Origin of the sequence: Microbacterium sp. AG157 (assembly GCF_003385695.1) — a bacterium.
Taxonomy (GTDB): Bacteria; Actinomycetota; Actinomycetes; order Actinomycetales; family Microbacteriaceae; genus Microbacterium; species Microbacterium testaceum.
Genome location: NZ_QRDK01000004.1, coordinates 315,596 through 336,526, shown reverse-complemented (window position 1 = coordinate 336,526; position 20,931 = coordinate 315,596). Strand labels below are relative to the sequence as shown.

The 20,931-nt window shown below is 69.3% G+C and carries 16 protein-coding genes; 10 read left to right on the top strand and 6 right to left on the bottom strand.

Going from position 1 to position 20,931, the window contains the following annotated elements:
• Positions 1-131 precede the first annotated feature (131 nt).
• Genes DEU35_RS14380 through DEU35_RS14370 form a run of 3 tightly spaced genes read left to right on the top strand, consistent with a single transcriptional unit; the run spans position 132 to position 1,738 of the window.
• The gene (locus DEU35_RS14380) at positions 132-719 is read left to right on the top strand and encodes a transglycosylase SLT domain-containing protein (RefSeq protein ID WP_309545570.1); all 588 of its coding nucleotides are present in this window, start codon (positions 132-134) and stop codon (positions 717-719) included.
• A 9-nt stretch (positions 720-728) separates the two neighbouring features.
• Positions 729-1,016 (top strand): hypothetical protein, encoded by a 288-nt coding sequence (locus tag DEU35_RS17485; protein WP_103208976.1) that lies wholly within the window; start codon positions 729-731, stop codon positions 1,014-1,016.
• Entirely contained in the window at positions 1,016-1,738 is a 723-nt protein-coding gene (locus DEU35_RS14370) for an alpha/beta hydrolase (RefSeq protein WP_116239905.1), read from the top strand. Before DEU35_RS17485 ends, DEU35_RS14370 begins: the two co-directional genes overlap by 1 nt.
• Before the next feature lie 3 nt (positions 1,739-1,741).
• Here DEU35_RS14370 and DEU35_RS14365 read toward each other — a convergent pair whose 3' ends face one another.
• On the bottom strand, positions 1,742-2,818 hold the full coding sequence (locus DEU35_RS14365; protein WP_103209927.1) for an AI-2E family transporter: 1,077 nt from the start codon (positions 2,816-2,818) through the stop codon (positions 1,742-1,744).
• A 170-nt stretch (positions 2,819-2,988) separates the two neighbouring features.
• Between DEU35_RS14365 and DEU35_RS14360 the strand changes: the two genes are divergently transcribed.
• The gene (locus tag DEU35_RS14360) at positions 2,989-4,800 is read left to right on the top strand and encodes a glycosyl transferase (protein ID WP_116239904.1); all 1,812 of its coding nucleotides are present in this window, start codon (positions 2,989-2,991) and stop codon (positions 4,798-4,800) included.
• Positions 4,797-5,747: a tetratricopeptide repeat protein gene (locus DEU35_RS14355; RefSeq protein ID WP_103208984.1), complete on the top strand. Its 951-nt coding sequence runs from the start codon at positions 4,797-4,799 to the stop codon at positions 5,745-5,747. The genes DEU35_RS14360 and DEU35_RS14355 overlap by 4 nt, the downstream gene beginning before the upstream one ends.
• A 133-nt stretch (positions 5,748-5,880) precedes the next feature.
• Here DEU35_RS14355 and glgB read toward each other — a convergent pair whose 3' ends face one another.
• The 3 genes from glgB to glgX all read right to left on the bottom strand — a co-directional run bounded on the left by glgB (position 5,881) and on the right by glgX (position 12,247).
• Positions 5,881-8,019 carry a 1,4-alpha-glucan branching protein GlgB gene (glgB, locus tag DEU35_RS14350; protein WP_116239903.1) on the bottom strand — a complete coding sequence of 713 codons (2,139 nt, stop codon included), beginning with the start codon at positions 8,017-8,019 and terminating at the stop codon, positions 5,881-5,883.
• On the bottom strand, positions 8,016-10,100 hold the full coding sequence (locus tag DEU35_RS14345) for a maltotransferase domain-containing protein (RefSeq protein WP_174799689.1): 2,085 nt from the start codon (positions 10,098-10,100) through the stop codon (positions 8,016-8,018). The genes glgB and DEU35_RS14345 overlap by 4 nt, the downstream gene beginning before the upstream one ends.
• A gap of 68 nt (positions 10,101-10,168) precedes the next feature.
• A complete protein-coding gene (gene glgX, locus DEU35_RS14340; RefSeq protein WP_116239902.1) occupies positions 10,169-12,247 on the bottom strand; it encodes a glycogen debranching protein GlgX in 2,079 nt (692 codons plus the stop codon).
• Positions 12,248-12,293: 46 nt separating this feature from the next.
• Here glgX and DEU35_RS14335 point away from each other — a divergent pair, with 46 nt between their 5' ends.
• From DEU35_RS14335 to ligA, 5 genes are all read left to right on the top strand, one after another.
• The gene (locus tag DEU35_RS14335) at positions 12,294-13,478 is read left to right on the top strand and encodes a cysteine desulfurase family protein (RefSeq protein WP_116239901.1); all 1,185 of its coding nucleotides are present in this window, start codon (positions 12,294-12,296) and stop codon (positions 13,476-13,478) included.
• 9 nt (positions 13,479-13,487) lie between these two features.
• Complete coding sequence (gene mnmA, locus DEU35_RS14330) at positions 13,488-14,585, top strand: tRNA 2-thiouridine(34) synthase MnmA (RefSeq protein WP_116239900.1); 1,098 nt, start codon at positions 13,488-13,490, stop codon at positions 14,583-14,585.
• A 79-nt stretch (positions 14,586-14,664) separates the two neighbouring features.
• Entirely contained in the window at positions 14,665-15,123 is a 459-nt protein-coding gene (locus DEU35_RS14325) for a carboxymuconolactone decarboxylase family protein (protein ID WP_103208994.1), read from the top strand.
• Positions 15,124-15,155: 32 nt separating this feature from the next.
• Complete coding sequence (locus tag DEU35_RS14320) at positions 15,156-16,073, top strand: sigma-70 family RNA polymerase sigma factor (RefSeq protein ID WP_258873569.1); 918 nt, start codon at positions 15,156-15,158, stop codon at positions 16,071-16,073.
• On the top strand, positions 16,070-18,514 hold the full coding sequence (ligA, locus tag DEU35_RS14315; protein ID WP_116239898.1) for an NAD-dependent DNA ligase LigA: 2,445 nt from the start codon (positions 16,070-16,072) through the stop codon (positions 18,512-18,514). The genes DEU35_RS14320 and ligA overlap by 4 nt, the downstream gene beginning before the upstream one ends.
• Before the next feature lie 59 nt (positions 18,515-18,573).
• On the opposite strand, the gene DEU35_RS14310 is transcribed toward ligA, so the two are convergent.
• Complete coding sequence (locus DEU35_RS14310; protein ID WP_103209001.1) at positions 18,574-19,071, bottom strand: hypothetical protein; 498 nt, start codon at positions 19,069-19,071, stop codon at positions 18,574-18,576.
• Between the two features lie 130 nt (positions 19,072-19,201).
• On the bottom strand, positions 19,202-20,881 hold the full coding sequence (locus DEU35_RS14305) for a long-chain-fatty-acid--CoA ligase (protein ID WP_116239897.1): 1,680 nt from the start codon (positions 20,879-20,881) through the stop codon (positions 19,202-19,204).
• Between the last annotated feature and the right edge of the window lie 50 nt (positions 20,882-20,931).

Sequence of the window (20,931 nt, the reverse complement as noted above, 5' to 3'; positions counted from 1 at the left end):
GCACTGTGACTTCAGGTTCGGAACTTTCGCGCGCATCCGCTTCCCCCGTCGGCCGCCGGGGCGCATCGGTCGACGTGGTCCCGCCGACGCTCCCTCGTCGCTCCGGGCCGCGATGGTCGCGCCGCCGCGGCGTGGTCGGGGTCTTCGGCGCCGCCGCCGCGGTGCTGTTCGTCGGAGCGTACGTCGGCCCTATGGGGGCATCCCTGCTCCCCGCTCAGGCCGAGGAGCCGCACACCGTCACTCTCTACGCCGAGGGGCTCGGCGACACGCAGGCCGTCTCGACGTCGGGCGAGAAGCAGGCCCCCCAGCTCGATCGTGCGAGCTACAACGTCTACGTCAAGCCCAAGCCGACCCCGACGCCCACTCCGGCTCCGTCGCGCTCGAAGGACACGGGCTCGGAGTCGTCGTCGGGGAGCTCCGGTCCGGTGCTGTACTCCGGCGGTGGCGCCCCCGCCGAGTGGATGGCCGCGGCGGGCATCTCCGAGTCCGATATGGGTTTCGTCGACTACATCGTCAGCCGCGAGAGCGGTTGGAATCCCAATGCGACGAATCGCTCGTCGGGGGCGTGTGGTCTGGTCCAGGCTCTTCCGTGCGGCAAGGTACCGGGCAACGGCTACGACCCCGTCGACAACCTGCGCTGGGGAACCGGATACGCCACTGGCCGGTACGGCGGCTGGGCCGGCGCCTACGCCTTCTGGACCGCGAACCACTGGTGGTGAGCGGCATCCATGCCCCGCTCACGTAAGAGACGCACCGATTCATCGCGCGGCGACGACTCTCTCGACCGTCTGATCGCGGGGTGGAAGCGCACCGAGGTCAGGCGTGGCGGGGAGTGGACGGTGCAGCCGATCTCGGCTCCTCAGGCCGTCAAAGATTATGTGTGCCCGGGCTGCGGCCGCACGGTTGCCGCCGGAAATGCCCACGTGGTCGTCTGGCGCGCCGACGGCGTCCTCGGAGACGCTGCGGACCTCGCCGCCCGACGCCACTGGCACACGCACTGTTGGAGGATTGCCTGATGGAGATTCGCGGACCCGTTCTGCTCCCCGCCCGCCGCGAAGATGTCGAGCTGCGCACGGTGGACGGGCTGACCCTCGTCGGAGAGCTGGCTCTGCCCGCCGACCGCGAACCCGCGGCCACCCTGGTGACGCTTCATCCCCTCCCCACCGCGGGCGGCTTCATGGACTCGCACATCCTGCGCAAGGCCGCCGGTCGCCTTCCGGCGCTGGCCGACCTCGCGGTCCTGCGGTTCAACACGCGCGGCACCACGTCCCCGCGGGGCACGAGCGAGGGTTCCTTCGACGGGGGTGCGAAAGAGTGCTTCGACGTCGCCGCGTCGGTCGATTTCGTGCGCGAGCGCGGTCTTCCGCGTCCGTGGCTGGTGGGATGGTCGTTCGGCACCGAGCTCGCGCTGAAGTACGGACGCGACCACGACATCGAGGGCGTCATCCTGCTCTCGCCTCCACTGCACCGGGCGACCGCCGACGAGGTCGCCGCCTGGGCGGGAGACCCGCGCCGAATGGTCGTGCTGGTTCCCGAACACGACGACTACCTGCGTCCGGACGAGGCTCGGGAGCGTTTCGCCTCGGTTCCGGATGCCACCCTCATCGCGGTCGAGGGCGGCAAGCACCTGTGGGTCGGCGAGACGCAGACCCGCCGTGTGCTCACCGAGATCGTCGCCGCGGTGAATCCCGACGCCTTGCCGCTTCCCGTCGAGTGGGACGGCGAGCTCGCGGGCTGAGACTCAGCGTTCGTTCTGCCGGGGGATGATGACCTCGCGGTAGATGATGAGGATGCTCGCCGCCACCGGAATCGCGATGAGCGCGCCGAGCAGGTTCAGCAGCGCCCCGCCCGCCAGCGCGGAGATGACGACGACCGATCCCGGAACCGACACGGCGCGGTTCATGATGCGCGGCGAGATCACGTAGGCCTCGACCTGCATGTAGACGAGGTAGTAGATCGCCGCAGCCAGGATGGCCCACGTGGGCGTTCCGAGACCAGGGATGAGGCAGGTGAGCACGATGATCGTCGAGCCGGTGAGCGTACCCACGAGCGGGATCAGCGAGAAGAAGAACGCGATCACGGCGAGGACGGCGGGGAAGGGGGCGTTGATGATCGACAGGAAGATCGCGCTCAGGACACCGTTGATGACGCCGAGACTCACCTGTCCCATCACGTAGTAGCCCACGGAATCCGTGATCTTCTCGGCGAGTTCGATGAAGCGCGCGCGCTTCGACGCCGGTACGAGTTGATAGACGGCCGACTTCAGCGACGGGGTGGATGCCGTGAAGTAGATCGTGAGGATCAGCACGATGAACGCGCCGCCGAGGCCCGCCGCGACCGCTCCGCCGATCGTCAGCAGGCTGTTGCCGATCATGGTCGAGATGCTCCCGACGTCGAGCGTCGAGAACCAGTGTTGGATTCCGGCCCAGACCTCGTCGATCTTCAGCCAGGGGAGCGTCTGCGAGACCCACGTCTGTACGTCGGTGACGATCTCGTTCCAGCGGCCGGGTTGGAGCAGCTGCTCGATCTGGGTCACGAGCTGCGCGATCTGACTGACGATGATCGGCACGACCATGAAGATGATGCCGGCGAAGACGCCCAGCACCGCCAGGATCGTCACGAGCACGGCTGCCCATCGGGGGAGACCTCGTCGCTCGAGGAACGAGACCACCGGATCGAGCCCGAGGGAGAGGAACAGTGCCGTTCCGACGTACAGCAGGATCGTCGACAGGTTCTGCACGCTGCCGATGAGCAGAAGGCCGACCCCGACGCCGAGTGTGGCGAGCAGAGCGACCCGGAAGGGGTTGTGGATCTTCATGCCGAACGACTCCCGCATCAGCCGGGCAGGTGCGCCCGTGTCGTCAGGATACTGAGCCGTCGGCGCGTCGGAGCGCGCGACGGGCCTTGTCGGGAACTTTCAGGCACCCTCGGATAGTCTGAAACGTCGATTCGGTGGCGCCCGAGCCACCGGTGGGGATGGTGTGAAGCGTGAGATTCGTCTGGGCCGTGGTGGCATTCGTCATCGCTGCGGCCATGATCGGTGCCGGTATCGCTCAACGAACCGTTTTCCACGGACCGTCCGAGACCTCGGCGAACGTGCAGACCGAGGGGTCGACGGCGTTCACGCTGATCGACGGCGCGGTACTCAACAGCGTGCCGGGCGCCCAGACCCTGCGCGTGCAGGGCGACGGTGCGGTGTTCGCCTCGTACGGTCGCACCGCCGACGTGAAAGCATGGCTCGCCGACGTCGCGTACACCTCCGTCACGCTCGACGACGCGGGCACGGTGCAGACCTCGGAGGTCGAGCCGACGGTGACCCCCGCCTCCGGCACCGCGACCACGGGTCGCTCGCCCGTGGACTCCGATCTCTGGCTCGACGAGTTCGAGCAGACGGGGTCGCTGTCGACCACCCTCCAGCTTCCCCGCGACATGAGTGTCCTCGTCGCCTCCGACGGCACCGCTCCGGCGCCCGCGAACATCAGTCTCACCTGGCCGATAGACGACTCCACGCCGTGGGCCGGGCCCCTGATCGTCGGCGGCGGCATCGTGCTGTTGATCGGACTGATTCTGTACCTGCTCGGCATCCGTCACGTTCGGCGACAGCGTCGCCCGCGCCGCAAGGGTCTTCCCCTGCCCGTGACCGAGCCCATCTCGACGGTCGGCGCGGATGCCGAGAGCAAGGGCGTCGTGAGCCAGAGCCCCGCTCGTCGGGGAGGATCGCGGGTCCGCGGTGCCCTCGGCGGTCGTCGGGCCTTGGTGGCCGTGCCGGCCCTCGGTGTGTCGGTGGCCCTGCTCGCGGGATGCTCCGCAGATGCGTGGCCGCAGCTCGCCGCGACCGAGTCTCCCAGCCCCACGCCCACCGTGATCGTTCCCGAGGGACAGTTCCCGCCCGCGGTGACCGAAGCGCAGGCTCAGCGCATCGTGTCGAAGGTGTCGTCGACCGTTGCTCAGGCGGACGCCTCCCTCGACGCGAACGTCGTCGCCGAGCGCCTCGCGGGCCCGGCCCTGGCCGAGCGTCAGACCAATTACAAGCTGCGAGCCGCGATCGCGGACCGTCCGGCCCTGCCCGCGATCCCGGCGGAGCCCGTTCAGATCGTCCTGCCACAGACCACGGGAACGTGGCCCCGCACGCTGATGACGGTGGTGGAGTCGGCGGATGCCGCGACCCCCACCACCACGATCATGATGATGACCCAGCAGACGCCGTGGGAGGAGTACAAAGCGTCCTACGTCGGCAACCTCGAGGCCTCCACCAACCTGCCCGAGCTGGCGGCGCCGTACGTGGGCGCCACGCAGGTGCCGCCGGACTCGTCGTTCCTCGTCATGGCGCCCGAGAAGGTCGCTGCGGCCTACGCCGACGTCATCAACAACGGGCAGAACAGTGCCTCGTTCGCGAAATTCGACACCGCCAACGATCTCCTGCTGGCCGCGATCCAGGACAACAAGACCAAGCGCACCGACGAGCTGAACCAGACCGGTGCGGGAACTGCCGAGATCAGCTTCTCCGCCTCGGCCGGAACGGCGACACCGATCGCCCTGGCCACGCTCGACACGGGGGCCATCGTCGCCGTCAACGTGTATGAGAGCGATACGGCCAAGCCGACGAACAAAGACGCCGTGATCAAGCTGGACAACAACCCCGCGGTCAAGGCCCTCACCGGTGTCGACCAGTCTGCGACAGGCTTCACCACGACCTATTCCGATCAGGTCTTCTTCTATGTGCCCAGTCAGGGCTCCGACGACCAGATCCGCCTGCTCGGCTACCGATCCAGCCTCCTCGAAGCGAAGGTGTCCCCGTGAGTATTCCCGCCCCCGGTTCCGTGATGCGCGGCGCCGTCGACCTCTCGTCCCTGCGCAACCGCCCTCAGCCGCCCGCCGCTCCCGCGGCCGGTGATCCCGCTGCCCCCGCCCGCCCTGCCGGCGCGCTGCCGCTCGTCTTCGACGCGACGGATGACACGTTCGGAGAGGTGCTCGAGCTCTCGCGCACGGTACCGGTGGTCATCGATCTGTGGGCCGAGTGGTGTGGACCGTGCAAGCAGCTCAGCCCCGTCCTCGAGAAGGTCGTGACCGACCTCGCCGGACGCCTCGTTCTGGCGAAGGTCGACGTCGACGCGAACCCGCAGCTCGCTCAGGGGTTCCGCGCGCAGTCGATCCCGATGGTGCTCGCTCTCGTCGCTGGCCAACCGGTCCCCCTGTTCACGGGCGCTGTGCCCGAGCAGCAGGTACGTGACGTCTTCGCACAGCTCCTGCAGCTCGCTGCCCAGCACGGCGTGACGGGAACCGTGCCGGTCGGCGGGGCCCCCGCCGCCGATGCTCCTGCCGCAGAGCCCGAGCTTCCCCCGCTGCACGCAGAGGCGTTCGCCGCCATCGAAGAGGGCGACTACGCCCGCGCGATCAGCGCGTACGAGCAGGCTCTCGCGGAGAACCCTCGCGACGCCGACGCACGGGCAGGTCTCGGACAGGTGCGCCTGCTCGATCGTGTTCAGGGTGCCGACCTTCACGCGGCCCGTGCTGCCGCGGCCGCTGCGCCGACCGGTCTGGAGGCGCAGTTCCTCGTCGCGGACCTCGATGTCGTGGGCGGTCACGTCGATGACGCCTTCGGCCGTCTGCTCGATCTATTCGCCGCACTGCCTGCGGAGGAGCGCGCGCCGGTCCGCGAGCGTCTGCTCGACCTGTTCGGCCTTGTCGGCGACGACGACGCCCGGGTCATCCGTGCGCGCTCGCGTCTGGCGTCGCTGCTCTTCTGACGCCCGGGCGACGACGGCCCCGGACTCCCTCGGGAGGACGGGGCCGTCGTCGTTCGCGAAGGTACCTCCATGAGACACCCCGGGTACCGGGACGCAGCTCGCGGTCCCGTACCCGGGGTCTGTGGTGCCGGTGTCAGCCCCCCGCGCGGTGGTGGAGCCAGAGCACGCCGAGGGGCGGGAGGGTCAGAGTGGCGCTCCCGCGGTCGTCCGTCTCGACGGCGCCGAAGTTACCCTGACCGGAACCTCCGAACGCCTCGGCGTCGCTGTTGAGGATCTCGGTCCACATGCCCGATTCGGGCAGATCGAGCGGGAAGTCCGTCAGCGGGACACCCGAGAAATTGCAGACGACCGCGATCGTGTTCCCGTGGTGGTCGCGGCGGGCGAACGCCAGCACATTCGTGTTCCACGCGGGAGCACCGAGGCGCGAGAATGCGGCGCCGTCGTGGTCGCGCGCCCACAGCGCCGCCTGGTCGCGATAGACGCGGTTGAGCTCGGCGACGAACGAGTGCAGCTGCTTGTGGGAGGGCTGATCGAGCATCCACCAGTCGATGCTGCGTGACTCCGACCACTCCGACATCTGGCCGAACTCCTGGCCCATGAAGAGCAGCTGCTTGCCGGGGTGGCCCCACATGTACGCCAGGAACGCGCGCATGTTGGCGAGCTTCTGCCAGTGGTCGCCCGGCATCCGTCCGAAGAGGCTTCCCTTGCCGTGCACGACCTCGTCGTGGCTGATCGGCAGGACGAAATTCTCGCTGAACGAGTAGACGAACGAGAACGACAGCTCGCCCTCGTGGTGCGAACGGTACATGGGGTCGCGCCCGATGTACTGCAGCGAGTCGTTCATCCACCCCATGTTCCACTTGAACCCGAAGCCGAGGCCCGCGTGCGAGGTGGGGGCGGTCACGCCCGGGAAGCTGGTCGACTCCTCGGCGATCAGCGCGATGCCGGGATAACGCTTGTAGGACGTCGCGTTGACCTCCTGCAGGAAGCGGATGGCCTCGAGGTTCTCACGGCCGCCGAACTGGTTGGGCGCCCACTCGCCGTCGTTGCGGGAGTAATCGAGGTAGAGCATGGATGCCACGGCATCCACTCGCAGGCCGTCGACGTGGAACTCCTCGAACCAGTACAGCGCGTTCGCGACGAGGAAGTTGCGCACCTCGTTGCGGCCGTAGTCGAAGATGAGCGTTCCCCAGTCCTTGTGCTCGCCGCGGCGGGGATCGGGGTGCTCGTACAGTGCCTCGCCGTCGAAGCGGGCGAGGGCGAAGTCGTCCTTGGGGAAGTGGCCCGGGACCCAGTCCATGATCACGCCGATGCCCGCCTGGTGGAGGCGGTCGATCAGGTAACGCAGGTCGTCGGGCGAGCCGAAGCGACTGGTCGGGGCGTAGTAGCCCGACACCTGATAGCCCCATGATCCGCCGAAGGGGTGCTCGGCGAGGGGGAGGAACTCGACGTGGGTGAAGCCCTGGGCGCCGACGTAGCTGATGATCTCGTCTGCCGCTTCGCGGTACGACAGGCCCGGCTTCCAGGAGCCGAAGTGGAGTTCGTAGATCGACATCGGTCGGTCGATCGGCGCCGTGCGCGAACGCTCGTCGATCCAGTCGCTGTCGGCCCAGACGTACTCCGAGTCGGTGACGACGGATGCCGTGGCGGGGGGCACCTCGGCGAGGCGGGCCATGGGGTCGGCCTTCTCGATCCACTGCCCTGCGCGGGTGAGGATCTCGAACTTGTAGCGGGTGCCGGCGCCGATACCGGGGATGAAGACCTCCCAGACGCCGCTCCCGCCCATCGAACGCATGGCGTGGCCGGAGCCGTCCCAGCCGTTGAAGTCGCCGATCACGCGAAGGGCGCGCGCGTCGGGAGCCCAGACGGTGAAAGCCGTGCCGGTCGAACCGTCGAGCTCGCGCACGTGAGCGCCGAGAACGCGCCAGAGCTCCTCGTGACGGCCCTCGGTGATGAGGTGCAGGTCGAGCTCGCCCACAGAGGGTGCGTGCCGGTACCCGTCGTCGGACACGTGCTCGGAACCGTCGTAGGACGCGCGAACGGTGTAGGCACCGGGGTAGGCCGCGACGGGTGCTTCCCAGATTCCTCCGCGCACGTGCGCGAGCGGGACAGACGTACCGTCGGCGAGCTCGGCGACCACCTCGCGGGCGAGGGGGCGACGCGAGCGGATGACCCACCCCGCGCCCGTCTCGTGCACGCCCAGCACGCTGTGCGGGTCGTGATGGGCGCCGTGAGCGACGGCGTCCAGGATCTCGGGGGGAAGAGCTGTCATCGGTTCTCCTTGACGTGCAGGACGTGCACCGGCTCGACGAAGGCGTCGAGGCGGACGAAGTTGTGGTCGGCCCAGCTCCAGACCTGGCCGGTGACCAGGTCTTCGACCTCGTACGAGGCACCGGGTTCGATGCCGAACACGGTCGTGTCGAGGTGCACGGTGGTCTCGCGGGCGGAATGCGGATCGACGTTGGCGACGACGATGATGGTGTCGCTCTCGCCGGTGGGGGAGAGGGCGGCGGCCAGGTGCTTGGAGTAGACGAGGATCGAGTCGTCGTCGCTCCAGTGGATGTCGAGGTTCCGCAGCTGCCGCAGCGCCGGGTGCGCACGACGTGCCCCGTTGAGCATTCGCAGGTAGGGGGCGAGCGAGTCTCCTGCGGCCTCGGCGGCGCCCCAGTCGCGGAACTTGTATTCGAACTTCTCGTTGTCGATGTTCTCTTCGGCTCCGGGGCGCGCCACGTTCTCGAAGAGTTCGTAGCCGGCGTACACCCCATAGGTGGGCGCGGCGGTGGCGGCGATCGCGGCGCGGACCTTGTACGCCGGTCGGCCTCCGAACTGCAGGTATTCGGTGAGGATGTCGGGGGTGTTGACGAACAGGTTGGGCCTCAGGAAGTCGGAGGTCTCGTGAGCGAGACCGCCGAGGAACTCCTCGAGCTCCTCCTTCGTGTTGCGCCACGTGAAGTACGTGTAGCTCTGTTGGAATCCGGCCATCGCGAGGCCTTGCAGGGGCGCCGGGCGGGTGAATGCTTCCGCGAGGAACACCGCTGCGGGCTCCTCGGCGCTGACGGTGGCGATGAGCCACTCCCAGAACTGCAGGGGCTTGGTGTGCGGGTTGTCGACGCGAAAGATCGTGACGCCCTGCGCGATCCAGTGCCGCACGATCCGCAGGACCTCGGCGCGGATGCCCTCGGGGTCGTTGTCGAAGTTGATCGGATAGATGTCCTGGTACTTCTTCGGCGGGTTCTCGGCGAACGCGATCGAGCCGTCGGGGAGGGTCGTGAACCACTCGGGGTGCTCCGTGACCCAGGGGTGGTCGGGCGAGGCCTGCAACGCCAGGTCGAGCGCGACCTCGATGGCGTTCTCCCGAGCGGTCTGGACGAATGCGCGGAAGTCGTCGAGCGTGCCGAGATCGGGGTGCACGGTGTCGTGCCCGCCGGCGGCGGCACCGATGGCCCACGGCGAACCGGGGTCTCCCGGCTCGGTGACGAGGGTGTTGTTCGGGCCCTTGCGGTTCGTCTGACCGATCGGGTGGATCGGTGGGAGATACACCACGTCGAAGCCCATGTCGGCCACGGCCGGGAGACGCTCCGCGGCGGTGCGGAAAGTCCCGCTGATGACGGATCCGTCCTCGGCGCGATGCGCACCCTCGGAGCGGGGGAAGAACTCGTACCACGCGCCCACGCCGGCGCGCTCGCGTTCGACCAGCAGCTCGGCATCCCGTCCGACCGAGACCAGACCCATCAGCGGTCGGGCGTCGAACAGCGCGGCGATCTCGGGGTCGCGGACGATCTGAAGGGCCGTGTCGTCGTGCACGTCGGGATCGCGGAGCGCGCGGGCCGCGTCGTACAGACGGTCTTTGTCGACGCCCGGACGCTTCTTCTCGCCCCGCGCGCGGTCGAAGAGTTGTGCACCCATCTCGCGCATGAGAGCGACGTCGACGCCCGCCGCGATCTTGAGTTCGGCGGCGTGCTTCCACGTGGCGAAATCGTCGGCGAACGACTCGAAGCGGAAACGCCACACGCCCTGTTCGAGCGGCGCAACGAGCGTCGACCAGCGGTCGAAGCCGTCGTTCAGCGGGCTCAAGCGGTGCAGCGACTCGTCGCCCGACGGCGAGAAGAGGCGCAACTGCACGCCGATCCGGTCGTGCCCCTCGCGGAAAGCCGTGACGGTGAACGGCACCGCCTCGCCGACGTACGCGGACGGGCGGAACTGCCCGCCCGGCACGCTCGGGTGCGGGAGAGCCAGGGGGATGCGCGGGGTGACCACGCTGCGCGAAGTGGGCGTCGGCTTGACCGGACGCACGGGAATCGAGGCGGCGCTGCGCCAGGGCAGCTCGGGCGAGGGAGTCGTCGTGGTGGCCACGGTCCGAACCTATCGCGGGCCGCCCACCTCGCCGTACGGTTTCGCTCGGCCTTGACAGCGGGTCCGGATCAGTCGACGCGGAACAGACGCATCGAGGCACCCGCGATCGGGACGAGGTCTCCGGGTGAGAAGCGCTCGACGTCGTCGGACGGCTTCTCGTCAGCGCTCGACCAGAGGGAGACGTATTCGGCCCCGTCGATCCCGGGCAGCACGATCTCGGTGGCGGACTCGGTGCCGTGCACGACGAGCAGGACGCGATTGGGCTCTTCGTCCTCGGGCGTCGAGGTGGCCAGGTACTGCAGGGTCCGGTGCGCGGGGTCGTTCCAGCGGTCGCTCGACATCGTCTCGCCGTGTTCGTCGAACCAGTCCATGACGGATGCCGAGGGGATGACCTCGCCGAGCCGGGCGAACCGCCTGGGGCGGAGCGCGGGGTTGTCGCGGCGCAGCTGCGTCAGCCGTTGCGTGTGGGCGAAGAGGTCGCGCTGCCATTCCGCGAGATCCCACGAGAGCCACGTGAGAGCGGAGTCGTGGCAGTACGCGTTGTTGTTGCCGCGCTGCGTGCGTCCCATCTCGTCGCCCGCCGTGATCATGGGCACGCCCGCCGACAGCAGCAGGGTGCCCATGAGGTTGCGCATCGCCTTGCGCCGCGTGGCGAGCACCCCCTCATCTTCGGTCCGGCCTTCGGCGCCGTGGTTGAACGAGCGGTTCGTGTCGGCGCCGTCGCGGTTCTGCTCGCCGTTTCCGAGGTTGTGCTTGACGTCGTACGAGACGAGATCGCGCAGCGTGAAGCCGTCGTGCGCGGTGACGAAGTTGACGCTCGCGAGGGGGCCGCGCTCCTCGCTGAAGGTGTTCGACGAGCCCGCGAGGCGTGTGGCGAAGCCGCCGATCCCGACCGGCGCGGTGTCGGCTCGGCGGGCGTAGTCGATGTCGCTCAGCCAGAAGTTGCGTACGCGGTCGCGGTAGCGGTCGTTCCACTCCAACCAGCCGTCTCCGAAGTTGCCGGTCTGCCAACCGCCCATGCCGACGTCCCACGGTTCGGCGATGAGCTTGGTGCCCGCCAAGCGTTCGTCGTCGCGGATCGCCTTCAGCAGGGCATGGTCCGGCGTGAACGAGTGGTTCTCGTCACGACCGAGCGTGACCGCCAGATCGAAGCGGAAGCCGTCGATCTGCACGTCGTCGCTCCAGTACCGCAACGAATCGAGCACCAGACGCGCGGCGGCATCCGTCGAGGTGTTCAGCGCGTTGCCGCAGCCGGTCTCGTCGATGTACGCGCCGTCGGCGGTCTGGCGGTAGTAGGCCTTGTTGTCGATGCCGCGCAAGCTCGTGCGGGGGCCGCCGATGCCCTCTTCCGCCGTGTGGTTGTAGACGACATCGAGGAGCACCTCCAGGCCGGCCTCGTGAAGGAGCTTCACCATGCCCTTGAACTCGCGCAGCACCGCCTCGGGCCCCTCGGCGCGGCTCGCGGCCGTGGCGTAGGGGGCGTGCGGCGTGAAGAAGTTCAGCGAGTTGTACCCCCAGTAATTCGACAGGCCGAGCTGCAGAAGGCGCGGTTCGGTGGCGAACGCATGCACCGGCAACAGCTCGACGCTGGTCACGCCGAGCCCGAGCAGGTGGTCGATCATCGCGGGGTGCGCGAGTCCCGCGTAGGTACCGTGCAGGGCGGGCGGGATGAACGGATGCCGCTTGGTGAGCCCCTTCACGTGCCCCTCGTAGATCACCGTGCGGTCCAGCGGTACGCGAGGCTTCGTCGAACTGCCCCAGTCGAAAGAGCCCTCCACCACCACCGAGCGCCAATCGCCGTAGCTGCCCGAAACGAGCCCGCGCGAGTACGGCTCGATGAGCAGCGACTGCGGATTGAAGGTGTGCCCCGGGCCGTGCGGGCCGCCGACGCGGATCGCGTAGCGGGCACCGGGCCGGAGCAGGGGAGTGCGCGCTTCGAAGACGCCGCCCCCGACGGGGGTCATGGCGATGGTCTCGGTCGCCCAGTCGAGATCGACCTCGTCGAAGACGAGCAGCTGCATCGCGTCGGCGGAGCCCGACCAGACGCGCAGGGTGCCGCCGTCGGGGTCGAGGCGCACACCCAGGTCGTCGAGCGACGAACGGAGCAGGGCGGGGCGGGCGGGCAGGACAGTCTCGGGTCGGACCATGCGTCTTAGGGTAGTGAAAGGCGCTGGCGATACCGGGAGGGCGACGATGCGGATCTACCTCGATCACGCGGCGACCACCCCCCTGCGCCCCGAGGCGCGCGAGGCGTGGCTCGCCGCGCACGACGTGCTCGGCAACCCCTCCTCGATCCATGCCGCGGGGCAGGAGGCCCGCCGTCTGCTCGAAGACGCGCGCGAGGCCGTCGCGGCGGTCCTCGGGTGCCAGCCCATCGAGGTGGTCTTCACCTCCGGCGGCACCGAGGCCGCGAACCTCGCTCTCAAGGGCCTGTGGTGGTCGCGTGCGGCCGGGGCGGGAGTGATCGTGCTGCCCGACGGTGAGCATCACGCGACGCTCGACGCCGTGGCATGGCTCTCCTCGACGCAGGGCTCGCAGGTGCGGGCGGTGCCCCTCGACCCGCTCGGACGCATCGACGTCGATGCCTTCGCGAGCGCCCTTCCCGGTGCGGCCCTCGCCACGGCCCTCGCCGCGAGCAACGAGGTGGGCACGATCCAGGATGCCGCCGACCTCGCGGCCCGCGCACGTGACGCCGGAGTACCTCTGCATCTCGACGCCGTCTCGGCGCTCGGCCAGATTCCGGTCGACTTCGCCGCGTGGCGCGGGACGGGCGGCGATTCGTCCGGGCTCGTCGCGATGTCGGTGTCGGCGCACAAGGTCGGCGGTCCGGTCGGAGTCGGCGCGGCCGTCGTGTCGCGTCACGGTCGGCTGACCCCGCTCGTCCACGGCGGCGGGCAGCAGCGTGCCCTGCGCGCCGGTACGCAGGACGTCGCCGGAGCCGCGGCCTTCGCCGCCGCGGTCACCGCGGCCGAGCGCGAGCGGAGCGACGAGGCCGTGCGTCTCGAAGCGCTGCGGAATCGCCTCGTCTCCGGCATCCTGTCGTCGATTCCCTCGGCCCGGTTGCTCGGGCACCCCACCGAGCGCCTTCCCGGCAACGCTCACGTGCTGTTCCCGGATGCCGCCGGCGAGACGCTGATGTTCCTGCTCGACATGGAGCAGATCGCCGTCTCGACGGGGTCGGCGTGTCAGGCCGGTGTCGCGGAGCCGTCGCACGTGGTGCTCGCTCTCGGGCTCGACGATCGCGCGGCCCGTTCGGTGCTGAGATTCACCCTCGGCCGCACCTCCACTGACGCCGACGTCGACGCCGTCCTCACCCGTCTTCCCGATGCGTACGCCCGTGCCGTGGCATCCGGCGCCCGTTCAGACCGACGTTCGTAGACTGGGACGATGCGAGTTCTGGCGGCGATGAGCGGTGGAGTCGACTCCGCGGTGGCTGCGGCCCGCGCGGTGGAGGCGGGTCACGACGTGGTCGGCGTGCACCTGGCGCTCTCTCGCGCCGGCGGCACGCTGCGGGCCGGCAGCCGTGGGTGCTGCACGATCGAAGATGCGATGGACGCGCGGCGGGCGGCTGACAAGCTCGGCATGCCGTTCTACGTGTGGGACTTCTCGGAGCGGTTCCGCGACGACGTCATCGACGATTTCGTGTCGGAGTACCGCGCGGGCCGCACGCCGAACCCCTGCATGCGGTGCAACGAGAAGATCAAGTTCGCAGCGCTGCTCGAGCGTGCGCTCGAACTCGGCTTCGATGCGGTGTGCACCGGGCACTACGCCACGCTCGTCGACACGCCCGAGGGGCGCGAGCTGCACCGGGCCTCCGACAACGCCAAGGACCAGTCCTATGTGCTCGGCGTGCTCACGGCGGAGCAGCTCGCCCATACGTACTTCCCGCTCGGATCGACCCCCTCGAAGGCGCTCGTGCGCGCCGAGGCGGAGCAGCGCGGGCTCTCCGTGGCGCAGAAGCCCGACAGTCACGACATCTGCTTCATCCCCGATGGCGACACGCGCGGCTGGCTCGCCGACAAGGTGGGTGCCGAGCGAGGTGAGATCCTCGACCGCACGGGCGCCGTCGTGGGCACCCATGAGGGAGCGCACGCCTTCACCGTCGGGCAGCGCCGCGGCTTGCAGCTGGGCGTCCCGGCGGCGGACGGCAAGCCCCGCTTCGTCCTCGAAGTGCGTCCGATCAACAACACCGTCGTCGTCGGCCCCAAGGAGGCGCTCGCGTGCTCCGAGATCGCGGGGGAGCGCTTCACCTGGGCCGGGCGGGCGCCCTCGTCGGGCTCGTTCGCGTGCCACGCGCAGATCCGCGCGCACGCCGATCCCGTTCCCGCGACGGCGGAGATCGCCGACGGCGTCCTCACGGTGCGCCCCGAGACGCCGTTCGACGGCGTCGCGCCCGGGCAGACCGCGGTGCTCTACGACGGCACGCGCGTGCTCGGACAGTTCACGATCGACCGGACGGTGTCGGCGGTCCCGGTCGAGGCCTGAGGGCTGTCACACTTCGCTGTCGGCATCCGACTCCTCTCAGAGACGCGATGTTCGCGTCCGTTACCGCGAGGAGTCCCCGATGACCCGTATCGACCTGTCCCGCACCAACCGCGGCGGCTACGCCGCCGTGCTCGCCCTCGAGGCGTACGCGCGCACCCACGTCGACAAGACGCTCTACGAGCTGCTCAAACTGCGGGCCTCGATCCTCAACGGATGCGGCTTCTGTGTCGACATGCACGCCACCGCTGCCGCGACGCACGGCGTACCCGCGCGGACGCTTCATGCGGTCGCGGCCTGGCAGCACGCCGGTGAGCTTCTCGACGACCGTCAACGCGCGGTCCTCGCGCTGACCGATGCCGTGACGCTCGTCGGGCCGGAGAGCGTGACCGATGAGGTGTGGGAACGAGCGGCCGTCTTCTTCTCCGAGAAGGAGCTGGGCTCCCTCGTGGTCGCCATCGCGACGATCAACGTGTGGAATCGCATCGCTCTGGCGACGGGGATGACGCCGCCGGTCGACGCCGCCCACCCCGTCGCATGAGCTTCGTCAGCCGTGCCGGTAGCCTCGGCGACGTGACCACGGCCAGCCTCGCGTGGAGCACGGAGCGGAATCGACTCGTGGGAATCGCCTATCGAATGCTCGGCGACTTCGGCGCTGCCGAGGACATCGTCTCGGACGTCGCCCTCGAGGCACTGCGGGCGGAGAGCAGCGGTGACGACGTGCGCTCGTGGGCGGCATGGCTGACGACGGTGTGTGTCAGACGATCCATCGACCAGTTGCGTCGGGTGCAGTCCGCTCGCGAGGAGTATCCGGGGCCGTGGTTGCCGGAGCCGGTCGCCACCGAGCGTCTGCCCGATGACGTGGTCGCGGACCGCGAGATGCTGTCGCTGGCGGTCCTGCACCTCGCTGAGCAGCTGGAGCCCGCGGCACGTGCCGCGGTGGTGCTTCATCGGGCGTTCGCAATGACGTCCGTCGAGATCGCGCGAATCCTCGATCGCTCACCCGCATCGGTGCGACAGCTGATCTCGCGCGGAGAGAAAAGGCTCCAGCTGCGCGACGAGCCGTCGGCGTCAGGGGCTGACGTCGCGGCGGTGCGTGCTCTCGTCACCGCCATCGAGACGGGAGACGTCGCGGGCGTGGCGGGCATCCTCACCGACGACGCGATCCTCTGGGCGGACGGAGGCGGGCGGGTCAAGAGCGCTCTCAATCCCATCTTCGGCGCCGAGAGGATCGTCCGCTTCTTCGTCGGCATCCTGGACAAGGCGGCGGCTTCCGGCGCCGCGATCTCCGTCGGGGTCGTCGACGTCAACGGCGAGAGGGGGCTCTCGCTCTCGGTGGGCGGGATGGCCGACGTCATCTCCCTCGAGATGAGGGGTGGACTGATCGCCGGGGTCCGACGCGTATCGAACCCCGAGAAGCTGTCGAGGGTGTGGTGGACAGGTGGCAGCTCGGGGTCGATGTCGGAACCCCTCCCTAAGCTGGATGCGTGACCGAGCACGATCAGCTTCCCGATATCACCCTCGACGAGGCGCGCGCCGAGGCCGCGGACCTCACTCAGCGGATCATCGGGGCGCGCGACGCGTACTACGGGCGAGACGCCGAGGTCGTCGACGACGCGACGTACGACGGATGGATGCACCGGCTCGAGGCCCTCGAGCGTCTGCACCCCGAGCTCCAGGGGCAAGACAGTCCGACGTTGTCGGTGGGTGCGGCCGAGGCCACCGACCTCGCGACGATCGAGCACGCCGAACGCATGCTCAGCCTCGACAATGTCTTCTCACCCGAGGAGCTGCGCGACTGGGCCGTCAAGACCGAGGCCGCCGCGGGGCGCGCCGTGCACTGGCTCAGCGAGCTCAAGATCGACGGGCTCGCCATCAGTCTGCGTTACGAAGACGGCGTGCTCACCTCCGCCGCGACCCGCGGCGACGGGCGAGTCGGAGAGATCGTCACCGAGAACGCTCTGCGTCTGGCCGACATCCCGCGCGAGCTCGCGGGAGAAGGGCATCCGCCGATGGTGGAGGTGCGCGGCGAGGTCTTCATCCCCGTCGCCGCATTCGAGAACCTCAACCGAATGCAGGACGAGTTCCGCCGGCGGGCGTTCGCCGAGGCGCGCGAGCGGGCCGCCGGCCGACGAGGGGGGCGCGCCTTCGACGAAGAGAAGGCCGAGATCGCCGCGGCCCGACGTTTCCCCGCGTTCGCCAACCCCCGCAACGCGGCCAGCGGCGGACTGCGCCAGCAGATCGAGAAGAAGACGGGCCTCGAACTCGAGGCCGGTCTCGCGCGCATCGCCTCCCTCAAGCTCTACGTGCACGGCGTCGGGGCCTGGCAGAACCCTCCCGTGGCCGCCCAGAGCGAGATCTACGATCTGCTGGCTTCCTGGGGACTGCCCACCTCGCCGTACTCCCGCGTCGAGTCGACGATCGACGGCGTCCTGGGCTTCGTCGCGCACCACGGAGAGCATCGCCACGACGTCGAGCACGAGATCGACGGCGTCGTCGTCAAGGTCGACGAGCTCGCGCTCCACGACGAGCTCGGGGCGACCAGCCGGGCTCCGCGCTGGGCGATCGCCTTCAAGTATCCGCCCGAGCAGGTGAACACCAAGCTGCTCGACATCGTGGTGTCGGTCGGACGCACGGGTCGCGCGACCCCCTTCGCTGTGATGGAGCCCGCCAAGGTCGCCGGCAGCGTCGTCCGCCAGGCCACCCTGCACAACCAGGACGTCGTGAAGGTCAAGGGCGTGCTGATCGGCGACACGGTCGTGCTGCGAAAGGCGGGCGACGTCATCCCCGAGGTTCTCGGGCCCGTGGTCGAGCTGCGCGACGGCAGCGAGCGTGCGTTCGTCATGCCCGCGGACTGCCCTGAGTGCGGCACTCCTCTGCGCCCGGCGAAAGAGGGCGATATCGACCTGCGTTGCCCGAATGCGCGCTCCTGCCCCGCGCAGGTGCGCGGACGTGTCGAGCACATCGGCTCGCGCGGCGCGCTCGACATCGAAGCGCTGGGCGAGGTCACGGCAGCAGCGTTGACGCAGCCCGAGGTACCCGATGAGCCTCCGCTCGACACCGAGGCGGGACTGTTCGACCTGACCGTCGAGGAACTCGTGCCGATCGAGGTCGTCGTGCGCGACTCCGAGACGGGCGAGCGAAAAGTCGACCCCGACTCCGGCGAGCTCGTGCGGCGTCTGCCCTTCCAGAAGCTCTCGCCCGCGACGTACCCTCCGGGCTCCGAAGACCTCGATCCCGCGGAGCGCCGTCGGCGCGGCATCCGCAAGGACTATCGCGAGGTCCGCCCCTCGGAGCAGGCGACGAAGCTCATCGTCGAACTCGAGAAGGCCAAGACGAAAGATCTGTGGCGGCTGCTCGTCTCGCTGAACATCCGACACGTCGGTCCCGTTGCGGCCCGCGCTCTCGCGCAGTGGTTCGGATCGCTGGATGCCATTCGCGCGGCTTCGCGGGAAGAGCTCGCCGCCGTCGAGGGCGTGGGGGCGATCATCGCCGATGCCGTGATCGATTGGTTCGAGGTCGACTGGCATCGCGAGATCGTCGAGCGGTGGGAGGCCGCCGGGGTGCGCTTCTCGATCCCCGGTCATCCCGGGCCGGGGGCGGCGGCGGCCGCGGGCGGGGTGCTGGCGGGTCTGACGGTCGTGGCCACCGGCTCGCTGGAGGGATACACCCGTGAGGGTGCGCAAGAGGCGATCCTCTCGGCGGGTGGCAAGGCAGCGTCGAGCGTTTCGAAGAAGACCGACTTCGTCGCCGCAGGTCCGGGCGCGGGGTCGAAGCTCGCCAAGGCGGAAGAACTGGGTCTGCGGATCTTGGATGCTGCGCAGTTCCGCATCCTCGTGGAGCAGGGCCCTGCGGCTCTCGACGCTGCAACGGGCCGGGCATCCACGGATGGGCTCGACGCCGAGGACGGGCCGGCCGCTTCCGAGGGCTGAGAGACGAGGAGGGCGGGAGCTGAAGCCCCCGCCCTCCTGTCGTTCCGTCGTGCGTCGCGTCAACCGGCGCAGGCCGTAGCCGCCTCGGTGAAGCTCGCCTGCAGCGTGCTGATCTGGTCGCTGAGGCCGCTGGCCTTGGACGGGTCGGCCACGACGGTCTCGAGGTACGCGGCGTAGTCGTTCAGTGCGCCGCTCGCCTTCTGGGCAGAGGGCGCGATCTCTTCGTTCGTGATCGACGAGAACTGCGTGCCCACGTCGGAAGCGAGCTGCTTGAACGCCGTCAACGTCGCCTGCGGGTCGGAGCTGTTGACCGTGCTGCCCGCACCGCTGACGGCCTGGAACTGTTCGCGCACGATGTCGCAGGCCTCTGCCTTGGTCTGGTCACCGGCGGGCGCCGACGGCGTCGCGGGTGCCGTCGTCTCCTGTGTCGTCGTGGTGCCGCCGTCGGCCATGCTGTCGTCACTCGACTCGGCAGTTCCTGAGCCGCCCGAGCAGCCAGCGAGAAGGAGCAGCGCCGAGGCTGCGACGAGAGCGAATGGAGCGCGCTTGATGATCATGTGAGTCCCCCCAAAGGTCACGTCCGGGCGTCACATGGCCCGGATTACTCCGACGGTATCGATCCGGGGCGCGCGCACGCCAATTCACCCCTGCCCTTGCGCGCGGGGCCCGGATGTAGCAGGGGAATCGTCAGCCCTCGAGAAGTCGGTCGCGTACCTGGCGGCGCAGCACCTTGCCGATCAGCGAGCGGGGGAGCTCATCGACCACCACGATGCGCTTGGGCACCTTGTACGGCGTCAGGATGCCGCGTGCGAACGCTCGCACCGCTTCGGCGTCGAAGTCGTCCGGCGTCGACGGCACCACGGCTGCGACGACCTCCTCGCCGGAGTGCTCGCTCGGCATTCCGATGACCGCGACATCTGCGACCGAGGGATGCTGGCGCAGCACGTTCTCGACCTCGGTCGGGGCGACGTTGAACCCGCCCGTGATGATGAGCTCCTTGATGCGGTCGACGATGCGGACGAATCCGCCATCGTCGATCGTGACGATGTCGCCGGTGCGAAACCACCCGTCGACGAAGACCGCCTCGGTCTCTTCTGGTTTGCCGTAATAGCCCGAGAACACCTGGGGGCCGCGCACGAGCAGCTCGCCGCGCTCGACGTCGATGCGCGGGTCGTCGGGGTCGACGACCCGGCATTCGGTACCGGGGAGAGGCAGACCGACGGTGCCCGCAACCCGGTTGGCCGCGACGGGGTTGGCCATGAGCACGGGGGAGCACTCGCTCAGCCCGTACCCCTCGACGAGGAACCCACCCGTCGCCTGTTCGAACGGTACGACGAGGGAGTGCGGGAGCGCCATGGCCCCCGAGATGGCGACGTCGGTTCCGGTGAGGGACACCCCCTTCTCGTCCGCCGCAGCGAGCAGCCGCTCTGCGATCGGAGGGACCAGCGGCAGGAAGGTCGCGGGGTGCTTCTTCGTCACCTCCAGGACGAGGTCGGGGTCGAACTTCGGGAACAGCACCAGACGCGCGCCCATGGACATCGCGAAGGTCAGGCACAGCGTCAACCCGTAGGCGTGGAACATCGGGAGCACCGCGTAGACGACGCAGCCCTCACCGCGCACGATCTGCGGCACCCATGCCCGCGCTTGAGCGGCGTTGGCGAGGAGGTTCGCGTGGGTGAGCATCGCCCCCTTGGGGGTTCCGGTCGTGCCGCTCGTGTACTGGATGATCGCCAGGTCCGTCGAGCCCGGCCGCGGGTGCGTCTCGGGAAGGGGGGCGTGGCGGAGGAGGTCCGCCCAGTCGTCGGCATCCCGTGTCTTCGTCGTCAGGGCGGCGCGGGCTTCGCGCGCCCGGGGGATCGGCAGGCGCAGGGCGAGGCGGGTGCGCATCGGCATGGCCGTGGTCACATCGACGGACACGAGCGTGTCGACTCGTAGATCGGCGGGGAAGTCCTGCACGGTGGCGACGACCTTGCTCCACACGATCGCGTGCTTGGCGCCGTGGTCCTCGAACTGCTTGCGCAGCTCGCGCGGCGTGTAGAGCGGGTTGTGCTCGACGACGACCGCACCGAGGCGCAGCACGGCGTAGAACGCCACGATGTGCTGCGGGCAGTTCGGCAGCACGATGGCGACCGGGTCTCCTGCGACGACTCCCCGCTCGGCGAGAGCGGCCGCGACGCGGGCGATCTGGGCTGACATCTCGGCGTAGGTGGTCTCGCGGCCGAAGAACTGCAGGGCCGGGGCGTCCGGATAATCCCGTACCGAGGCGTCGACGATGTCGACGAGAGACCCGCTCTGAGGGTCCAGATCTTCGGGCACCCCCGCGGCGTAGCTCGAGGTCCAGGGGCGCGGCGGATCGAAACTCGTCACGCGGCCAGCCTAGGGTGAGCGCGCGACGGGGTCGAGGCGGGCGCGGCACG